This is a genomic window from Imperialibacter sp., assembly GCF_040222385.1.
Taxonomy (GTDB): domain Bacteria; phylum Bacteroidota; class Bacteroidia; order Cytophagales; family Cyclobacteriaceae; genus Imperialibacter.
Window position 1 is genome coordinate 293,000 of sequence record NZ_JAVKDF010000049.1, and the last position, 9,013, is coordinate 302,012.

Here is a 9,013-nt window from a genome sequence, read left to right on the forward strand (position 1 = left end):
GAATGGTCAATAATGAATGATTTACCACCCTATTTTGGGATATGCCGGGCAACTTTCACCCTATATTGCCAATCCGAACAGAGAGATTTGATAAATTGATCACCGGCGGGAAGAGTGGGAACGAAATCGCCGTTTCTCTCTGCAATCTGATCAAACTAAAAAACTTGTTCACCTCTAATTATGGCCGACAACAAAGAAATAATCGACAGTTTTTACACAGCATTTGCCAATCACGATGCCGAAAAAATGGTTTCACTCTACCATGACGACATTCAGTTTACAGACCCAGTCTTCGGCACTTTGAAAGGAGAACATGCCAGGAACATGTGGCGCATGCTGATAGAAAGAGGTAAGCAGAGCCTCTCGGTTAAATTTTCTAACGTGCAGGCCAGCGACACAAATGGAACTGCCAACTGGACAGCCGACTACCTTTTCAGCAGCACTGGCAACACGGTCCACAACGAAATTTCAGCCAACTTTGAGTTCAAAGATGGAAAAATCATCAAACACACCGATTATTTCAATTTTTGGAAATGGAGCAGACAGGCATTGGGCACCACGGGGCTCTTCTTGGGGTGGACTCCCTTTCTCAAGAAAAAGGTAAGCGAGCAAGCCAAAAAAGGGCTGGAGAAGTACTCGAAAAACAGATCGTAGACCTCCCTACTGATTGTCAAATACCTTCATTGCTTCAAGTAAGGCATAATCAGTGTCATCAAGAGGATTTTGCGACTTATTTAACACCACCACGTCAGGAAAGAGCCCGATTCCTTCATAGGTATTGTTGTCAGGGTCTGCTGCTATCCAACTTGACAGCCTGAACGTCCAGCCGTTTGGCAACTCCCTCAAAATTGGGTTTCCCGAGCCGCCGCCTGTGGTGTCTCCCACAATTGTGACCTGCGGAAATAGCCGCATGGCCAAAACAAATTCCTCAGAGGCACTATAGGTTTTTTTATCCGTGAGCACCACCACGGGTTTCTTGTATTGGAAAGGCCCCTCTGGTGACACTGTTCTTTCATCCCAGTCGGTGAAGTCACTGTGCCCCGGGCCATTTTTGTACTTTACCTTAAGGTACAGCCTCTCTTTGTCGGCAAATCTGCTTGCTACCGTCTGACTTTTTGTGGTACTCCCGCCACCATTGGAACGCACGTCTATAATAATCCCATCTTCTTTTTTTAACGCTTCAAGTATATCGTCTATCTTTTCGTAGTCTCCAATATCTCCCCCAAAGGTCTTGATATGAATATAGCCGACATTTTGCCGAATGAGTTCAGCATATTCAATCGAGCCTCCTACCTGCTTTACACTGAAAAGGTGTGATTTGACATTTTCAGCACCGACAGGTTTTTCACCATTTGCAAAATCATAGGTTGATACTCCATAGGGGCTGACCACATTCACATGGCCATCTTTCAACTCAAGCGACAGCCTGGCCAAAACCTGAAAAAACTGATCGTCGTTTACGGCCAGCTCTGCCAAGGGACGATAAACATCGTACAGGGAGTCCCAGTCTATGTTTTTGAGCTCAAAGAAGGAATAGTTACGGTCAAATTCAGACCAGAATACTTCAAAATTACTGACATAGGTGTCCGTAGGTTCATCCTCGAAAAAAGCACGTTCGCAGCCAAAAATGAACAGCCCCACCAAAAGAAGTAATATAGTTTTTCTCATTTTCGTGAAGCCCAGGACAGTGAAACGCAAAACTCATGATTAGCCATTTGAAATGGATAGTTTCGTTCGTAGCGAAGGTACCTCCATTTGTAGGCGGTTGACAAAGTCACTTTGCCAGTAAGTGGCATGGAATAACAAACTCTGGAGGTAAGGTCTACAAAATTATTGGCCACCACCATTCCCTTTGGAACATCTCTGAACCGTTGAAAGCCCCTGATGGGATGATAGTCTCTGGATATGAGATAGGCCATTGGGCCCCAGGCAATATTCCACTCAAGCCTCCTTCCTTTTTTAAACACATTTCTCAATTGGAGCATTAATTCAGGAGCAGAAAAAAACTCTCCGGTGAACGGATCTTGCCCCCCGATGGGACTGTTAAAAGCGTACGTTCGGGAGGAGGCTTGATTCACCCAGCTGACGCCGCCGTGCACAGACAGCCCGTCGGTCTTCGATCTGGATAAATTGGTGAGGTACTGCACATCAACGTTTGACACGAAGGTTTTTACCTCGAGCCTTGAGTTATCAGCCGTCAGCTTCGCCATGGCTGCTGCTGCCGCCAAATGCCACTCACCAAATTTGCTCTCCTTGTCCCAGCTAACACCCACCGGAATGCCCCAACCTGAAAAATTCCTAAACGACTCAAGTTCGTCTCTTATCAGAAACGAGCGGAAGCCGGTTGAAACGCTCAACCTGGCAGGCATCACGCCGGTTGAGTCCTGCGCATACGCAGATCCAAAGGGCAAAAGACATAGCAGCAAGAAGGCAGGGATTTGTTTGATCATTCAACCGACAAATAAACGACATTAGTCACAACACCTTTTCATTAAAGAACTCAGCAGGCATGATTTTGTGTCTAAAATTTCAAAAAAGTCTGTAACAAGCGCCTTAATTTTCAACTTTATCAAAACGGCACTACTGAAACCATTCAATTATATGAGACACCTATTCCCGGCAAGCAAATATAATTTTGGGCAACCCAGGAACGCACTTTAAACATCCCAAAGTTTCTGCAATTCCATATTCATCATTTATATTGAAGGTCAAATAGACATCATAAGTTGATCATTCCAAACCAACCGTAACTGTGAAAAAATTACTTCTTATTATCGGAGCTGCTGTTTTGCTCCTTGTACTTGTTGTGCTTATCAAAACCGTGACCTTTACCTCCGAAACATTTGACGTGGCATCGGTCACGCCGGTCGACGTGCCGGATGCTGCCCTTGAAAGGTTCCAAAAGGCCATCCAATACAAAACAATTTCTTTTGGCTATCCTGCCACCCCTGACTCAGCAGAGTTTTACGGTTTTCATAATTTTCTGGCAGAGGCCTTCCCTTTGATCGACAGCTTGCTGGAAAAAAAGGTGATTGCCGGTTATAGTTTATTATACAAATGGCAGGGCACGGATGCCTCCGCCAAACCTGTCATTCTGATGTCGCACATGGATGTGGTGCCGGTTGACGAAGGTACGCTAACCAACTGGGAAGCGCCGCCATTTTCAGGAGAAATCAAAAACGGATTCATCTACGGTCGTGGCACCATGGACGACAAAGTGGGCGTAATGAGCATCCTTGAGGCGGTGGAAATGTCGTTGAAAGATGGCCTTCAGCCAAAACGAACCATCTACCTGGCATTTGGGCATGACGAAGAAGTAGGTGGCGAGCAGGGTGCTGGTGCCATTGGCAGGTACATGGAAGAGCAAGGGATCAAAGCAGAATTCGTGGTGGACGAGGGCGGCTATGTAGCAGACGGCATGGTGCCCGGGGTAAAAAAGCCCCTGGCTATTATTAACGTGGCCGAAAAAGGATATATCTCCTATGAGCTCACCATCACTACTCCCGGAGGCCATTCTTCCATGCCTCCAAAAAACAACACCATAGGCTCTCTGGCGGCGGCCATTGTGAAGCTGGAAGCCAACCAGTTTCCCTACAAAATGACGCCTACCCTTCAGGAGCAAATCAATATTGTTGGGCCCGAAATGCCTTTTATGCAAAAAATGGCCTTCGCCAACACCTGGCTGCTGGGGGCCAAAATTCTGGAAGGGCTTAACGCTCACACCACCACCGCACCAACGATCATCAAAGGCGGAGTAAAAGACAATGTGATTCCTACCAGCGCTACTGCGGTAGTCAACTTCCGGGTGATGCCGGGAGAAACAACTCAGGAAGTGCTGGAGCATATCATTGAGGTAGTGGCCGACGACCGCATCACAGTGAAGGCCGTAAGCAGCATCAACGAGCCATCTACAGTCGCTGACCATAACTCGGCCTCGTACCAGCTGATTTCCAAAACTGTGAAGCAGCTTATGCCCGGCACTATTGTTACGCCCGGCTTGCTAGGCGGAGGTACCGACACCAAGCACTACCGAAATGTGTCAGAAAATCAGTATCGCTTCTTCCCAATCCGCCTCTCTCCCGACAATGCCACAGGCTTTCATGGCATCAACGAACACCTGGCAGTGGACAATTACAAGGAAGTGGTGCAATTCTTCCACCAGTTGATTAAGAATATGAATGAGTAATGAATTCTTTGATTTTGGTGTTATCTTGGGTATAAATAGCTATGAATAAGCTTTGGCAAGAATACATCACATCTGACTCCAAAGTCATGTATAGCAAGCCTGTCATAAGGGGCACTAGAATCCCTGTTGACCTAATTGTTGAAAAATTGAGGTCTGGAGAGAAACCTCAACAGATATTCTTCTTTCTTATCCAAGCATTAGTCAGGAGGCCATCAACGCCTGTCTTTATTGGTCGCTGAAATCAAGCTAAATGAAAAAAATCGTCGTCCTTACCGGAGCTGGCATCAGCGCACAAAGCGGCCTCCAAACCTTCCGGGATGCCGGTGGGCTTTGGGAAGGCTTCGATGTGATGGAGGTGGCATCTATTGATGGTTGGCGTAAAAACCGGGAGCTGGTGCTCGACTTCTACAATATGCGCCGGAAGCAGGCAATGAGCGCCAAACCAAACCCAGGCCACTTTGCGCTAGCCGACCTTGAAAAAGATTTTGAAGTCGTTATCGTTACCCAAAATGTAGACAAGCTGCACGAAATGGCCGGCTCGACCAATATCATCCACCTGCACGGCCAACTGTTTCAATCAAGGAGCTCGCTGGATGAAAACCTCATCTATGAAATGGACGGATGGGAACTCAAGTTAGGCGAGAAGTGCGAAAGAGGCTCCCAGCTAAGGCCGAACATCGTGTGGTTTGGGGAGATGGTGCCGCTGATTGAGGATGCCGCCAGAGAGGTCATGTCAGCGGATGTATTCATGGTGGTGGGCACCTCGCTGGCTGTCTATCCTGCTGCCAGCCTGCTACACTACGCTGCCGACCATGCGCCAAAGTTCATCATCGACCCTAGTCTACCCAATCTGCCTAAGCTTCCCAATTTCCACCTTTACGAGGAGCTTGCCAGCACTGGTGTGGCCAAAGCTGCTGAAAAAATCAGAGCAGAGTTTTTATAGCAACTGAACCTTTTGTCGCATAGAATTGATTGAATGTATAGACATTTAATTCGATGAAGAAAGAGACTATCATTTATATATTCGATCCTTTGTGTGGCTGGTGCTATGGCTTTAGCGGCACCATTGTTGACCTGTTCAATAAAAGAAAAGATGAGTTCAATTTTGAGGTAGTTGCAGGTGGCATGGTCACCGGTACCCGAATTGCTCCCTTTTCTACTATGCACGGCTATATTTCAGGGGCATACAAAAGAGTAGAAGAAATGACCGGAGCGAAGTTTGGAGAGTCTTATCTGAATGATCTGCTTCCCTCCGACACGCAGATGAACTCCGAGCCCCCTTCAAGGGCCCTGGTTACATTCAGAAGCTTTCTACCAGACCAGGTGGTGCCGTTTGCTCATGCATTGCAGAAGAAGCAATACCTGGAAGGCCGTGATTTCGCCGACAACAAAGTATATGAGGAGCTAGCGACAGAGTTTGGGCTCGACCCGAAAGCCTTCATTGAAAAGTTTGAGTCGGAAGAAATGAAATACCGGACCACGCAGGACTTCCAATGGAGTAATAGTGCAGGCGTGAAGGGCTTTCCAACCGTTGTGTTAAAAAACGACCAGGGTTATTACCTTGTATCGAATGGTTTCCGTCCGTTGGAAGAAGTAGAGAAAGTGATTGAAACGATACGAGGCATGGCAAAAGAGGCTTAGTCTTTTCTCACAGGCCTGTCCCCTGACAGGTCTGCTCGACACATTCTCAAGCCAGTTTTCATTGCCCTGCCCCTTTTTCTTTCCTACCTTCGGGGCATGGCAAATAATCCACTCAATGTTGGTCTGATCGGCTTCGGAATAGCCGGTCAGGTATTTCATGCACCCATCATCGTCAGTGTTTCCGGGCTCCACCTTTATAAGATTCGTGAGTCGAGGCCGACCAATATTGCCCTGGCCAATCAGCGGTTTCCACAAGCCACTGTAGTAGCAGATGTTGACGACCTTTTCAAAGACCGGGCTATTGACCTAATTGTTGTGGCGACGTCAAATACCTCTCACTTTGAGCTGACCAAAAGAGCCCTGGAGGCCGGTAAGCACGTGCTGGTAGAAAAGCCTTTCACGATTACTTCGGCCGATGCCAATGAGTTGATTGCGACAGCAAAGAAGTACAACCGAATCCTGACTGTGCACCACAACCGCCGGTTCGATGGTGACTTCAACACAATAAGAAAGGTCATAAAAGAAGGCCTGCTGGGCACGGTGGTAGAAATGGAAATTCATTACGACCGTTTCCGCAATTACCTGAAGCCCAATGCCTGGAGAGAGGAAGATTTGCCCGGCTCTGGTATTCTGTACGACCTGGGCTCGCACCTGATCGACCAGGCGCTGACGCTGTTTGGAATGCCCAAAGAGGTATCAGCTTTTACAGCCCACCAAAGGGCAGGCTCCAAAGCGGTAGATAATTTCGAAGTGATCCTGCATTATCCTGCCCTTAAGGTGACGCTAAAAGCAGGTATGCTTGTGCGGGAAGAAGGTTACCGGTTCGTTATCTATGGCGACCAGGGCACCTTTGTTAAATCCGGCATCGATGTGCAGGAAGAAGCACTGAAAGCTGGTAAGATTCCGTCTGAAACCCCTAACTGGGGTGTAGAGCCTGAAGAAACTTGGGGCAAGATCAACACGAACTACAAAGGCATGCACATGATAGCCAAAGTAGAGTCTGAAGTGGGCAACTACCCTGGACTATACGCCAACATACGGGACGCCATTAATGGCACCGGCAGGCTTGAAGTCACAGCCGGGCAATCCAGGGATGTCATCCGCATTATTGAGCTAGCCATACAAAGCGCTGCTGAGAAAAAAACGGTCACAGTGTAAGCGAAGTTTTTGGCTGTGTCTTACAGCCAATACTTAAAAACAATGGCCAGCGTTTCCACTGGCCATTCTTATTAGAAACTCGTCAATTGTCAATAAGGATTCCCCAGCTTTGGCTGGTTTACACCTCGTCGTTGCCCGTGTCTTCACGAGCATTTGCCGGGAGCTAAACCTTCACCGTCTTCCACCTGCCTCTTCTGAATATGATTACTCCAATGATCGCCAACAGTGAGTGAGCCACCGCAATAGCCCAGAAGACTCCTGAAGGCCCCCACCCCATCGTCACCGCCAGCCAGTAGGCAAACGGGATCTGGAAGATCCAGAAAACAAAAATATTGATCACGGAAGGGGTTCTCGTATCACCAGCACCATTAAATGCCTGGATCAAAACCATGCCGTAGGCAAAGAAAACATACCCCAGGCAAATGATCTGAAGGCTTTGTGTTCCAAAGCTTACCACAGCTTCATCGGGTGTAAAAATGGCAATCACCTCTTCGGCAAAGATCAAGAAAACAGCTCCTACGATACCGAGAAAGATCACATTGATCAACGCAGTCCGCCAAACAGAGGTTTCCGCTCTGTCGGGTTTCAAAGCGCCAAGGTTTTGACCTACCAATGTGCCTGCCGCATTGGCCAATCCCCACGATGGCATCAGTGTAAACACCAGCACTCTGAAAGAGATCGTATAACCAGCCAATGCCTCTTCACCAAAAAGCGACATCACCCGCATCAGAAAGATCCAGCTGGCAGACTCGATCAGAAACTGTCCCACACCGCCAACCGACACCTTGATCATATTCACCAGAATGTCCCATTTAACCACAAGAGATTGGATGGTTATTTTGATTCTGGAGCTGCCTTTGAAAAGATGATAAACCTGAAACACCACGCCAATTGATCTACCCGTTGTGGTGGCAATCGCCGCCCCCTCCACACCCATAGCCGGTATTGGGCCAAACCCAAAAATAAACAATGGATCCAAAACACAGTTGATCGTGTTGGCCAGCAAAAGTGCCCACATAGCAATACTTGCATCACCAGCGCCACGGAAAATAGCATTGATCAAAAAGATGAGCATGAGCGACACGTTCCCGAGAAAAATCCACCGGGTATAGCCATAGCCGTCAGCAATGAGCTCAGGGCTTCCTCCCATCATTTGAAGAATCTCTCTGGCATAAAAGGCGCCGGCAAGGCCAATCACTAGCGCAAATGAAAGTCCCAGAATAACGGCTTGCACCGCTGCGACAGAGGCTGCCTGAGCATTTTTCTCACCAATACGCCTGGCGACGGTAGCGGTAGCAGCCATACTCAGGCCAACCGCCACAGAGTACACAATCATCATCACCGATTCGGTTAGACCGACGGTGGCCACGGCGTTAACGCTCACCTTGCTCACAAAGAATACGTCAACCACGGCAAAGATTGATTCCATGCTCATTTCAATGATCATGGGAATCGACAGCAAAAAGATGGCTTTGTTGAGATTACCTTCGGTAAAGTCCTGCTCGCCGCCTTTTAAAGCTTCAAGAAAATAGCGCAAATATTTGCGTATAGAATAGTATAGTGATGTCATTACTTGTCAAGAATTGAAAAAAAATGTGAAAAAGGAAAAATAGTGACCGATAGAGGTCTGTCCCAGGGGCTGTTTAAGCCTTTGTGGGGTCAATATCCCTGAGACGGGTGGTCACAATGTCCTTGACGAGTTTCATAATGGGTACAATGTTAGGGAAGTTTTTTGAAACGTAAAACAGAAAGTTGTGAAAAGTGAGAAAGGGAGGAGTGAAGGGGTCGGAAGACCAGAAGCCTGCCCGACTACTGGCTGGACGGGAGACCGAAGCGGGCACCCCTAATGGGAGCCAAAGGATCACCACCGTCATGCAAGAACCGTTTAGAGACTGTTCAGAAAAGTGTGTCATAAGTATAAGTAAAAATAAAATGAGAACTTATGACAGAAATGGAATCAAAGAGACCACCTCGGAGTGAGTTGGAGCAACTTTTCGAGGAAGCATTACAGACACTTAAGTCGGGCAA

General features: G+C 47.6%; 9 protein-coding genes. 6 read left to right on the forward strand and 3 right to left on the reverse strand.

Going from position 1 to position 9,013, the window contains the following annotated elements; translation table 11 throughout:
* Positions 1-180 precede the first annotated feature (180 nt).
* Positions 181-654 carry a nuclear transport factor 2 family protein gene (locus tag RIG68_RS24725; RefSeq protein ID WP_350128747.1) on the forward strand — a complete coding sequence of 158 codons (474 nt, stop codon included), beginning with the start codon at positions 181-183 and terminating at the stop codon, positions 652-654.
* A 6-nt stretch (positions 655-660) separates the two neighbouring features.
* Here RIG68_RS24725 and RIG68_RS24730 read toward each other — a convergent pair whose 3' ends face one another.
* On the reverse strand, positions 661-1,668 hold the full coding sequence (locus RIG68_RS24730) for a S41 family peptidase (RefSeq protein WP_350128750.1): 1,008 nt from the start codon (positions 1,666-1,668) through the stop codon (positions 661-663).
* Positions 1,665-2,450, reverse strand: coding sequence for a hypothetical protein (locus RIG68_RS24735; protein ID WP_350128753.1), 786 nt, complete (start codon positions 2,448-2,450; stop codon positions 1,665-1,667). The genes RIG68_RS24730 and RIG68_RS24735 overlap by 4 nt, the downstream gene beginning before the upstream one ends.
* Before the next feature lie 302 nt (positions 2,451-2,752).
* Between RIG68_RS24735 and RIG68_RS24740 the strand changes: the two genes are divergently transcribed.
* The 5 genes from RIG68_RS24740 (at position 2,753) to RIG68_RS24760 (ending at position 6,985) form a co-directional block, all read left to right on the forward strand.
* On the forward strand, positions 2,753-4,186 hold the full coding sequence (locus RIG68_RS24740) for a M20 family peptidase (protein ID WP_350128755.1): 1,434 nt from the start codon (positions 2,753-2,755) through the stop codon (positions 4,184-4,186).
* An 86-nt stretch (positions 4,187-4,272) separates the two neighbouring features.
* Positions 4,273-4,425, forward strand: coding sequence for a DUF433 domain-containing protein (locus tag RIG68_RS24745; RefSeq protein WP_350128776.1), 153 nt, complete (start codon positions 4,273-4,275; stop codon positions 4,423-4,425).
* Positions 4,426-4,436: 11 nt separating this feature from the next.
* Positions 4,437-5,129, forward strand: coding sequence for an SIR2 family NAD-dependent protein deacylase (locus tag RIG68_RS24750; RefSeq protein ID WP_350128758.1), 693 nt, complete (start codon positions 4,437-4,439; stop codon positions 5,127-5,129).
* A gap of 53 nt (positions 5,130-5,182) precedes the next feature.
* Positions 5,183-5,827, forward strand: coding sequence for a DsbA family protein (locus tag RIG68_RS24755; RefSeq protein WP_350128761.1), 645 nt, complete (start codon positions 5,183-5,185; stop codon positions 5,825-5,827).
* 96 nt (positions 5,828-5,923) lie between these two features.
* Positions 5,924-6,985, forward strand: coding sequence for an oxidoreductase (locus tag RIG68_RS24760; RefSeq protein WP_350128764.1), 1,062 nt, complete (start codon positions 5,924-5,926; stop codon positions 6,983-6,985).
* A 163-nt stretch (positions 6,986-7,148) separates the two neighbouring features.
* Here the strand turns inward: RIG68_RS24760 and RIG68_RS24765 are convergent, their stop codons facing one another.
* On the reverse strand, positions 7,149-8,555 hold the full coding sequence (locus RIG68_RS24765; protein ID WP_350128767.1) for an MATE family efflux transporter: 1,407 nt from the start codon (positions 8,553-8,555) through the stop codon (positions 7,149-7,151).
* Positions 8,556-9,013: the final 458 nt, after the last annotated feature.

Excerpts from the sequence above, each read along its gene's own strand:
- RIG68_RS24725 (WP_350128747.1), top strand. The coding sequence starts at position 181 with ATGGCCGACAACAAAGAAATAATCGACAGTTTTTACACAGCATTTGCC.
- RIG68_RS24730 (WP_350128750.1), bottom strand. The coding sequence starts at position 1,668 with ATGAGAAAAACTATATTACTTCTTTTGGTGGGGCTGTTCATTTTTGGC.
- RIG68_RS24735 (WP_350128753.1), bottom strand. The coding sequence starts at position 2,450 with ATGATCAAACAAATCCCTGCCTTCTTGCTGCTATGTCTTTTGCCCTTT.
- RIG68_RS24745 (WP_350128776.1), top strand. The coding sequence starts at position 4,273 with ATGTATAGCAAGCCTGTCATAAGGGGCACTAGAATCCCTGTTGACCTA.
- RIG68_RS24750 (WP_350128758.1), top strand. The coding sequence starts at position 4,437 with ATGAAAAAAATCGTCGTCCTTACCGGAGCTGGCATCAGCGCACAAAGC.
- RIG68_RS24755 (WP_350128761.1), top strand. The coding sequence starts at position 5,183 with ATGAAGAAAGAGACTATCATTTATATATTCGATCCTTTGTGTGGCTGG.
- RIG68_RS24760 (WP_350128764.1), top strand. The coding sequence starts at position 5,924 with ATGGCAAATAATCCACTCAATGTTGGTCTGATCGGCTTCGGAATAGCC.
- RIG68_RS24765 (WP_350128767.1), bottom strand. The coding sequence starts at position 8,555 with ATGACATCACTATACTATTCTATACGCAAATATTTGCGCTATTTTCTT.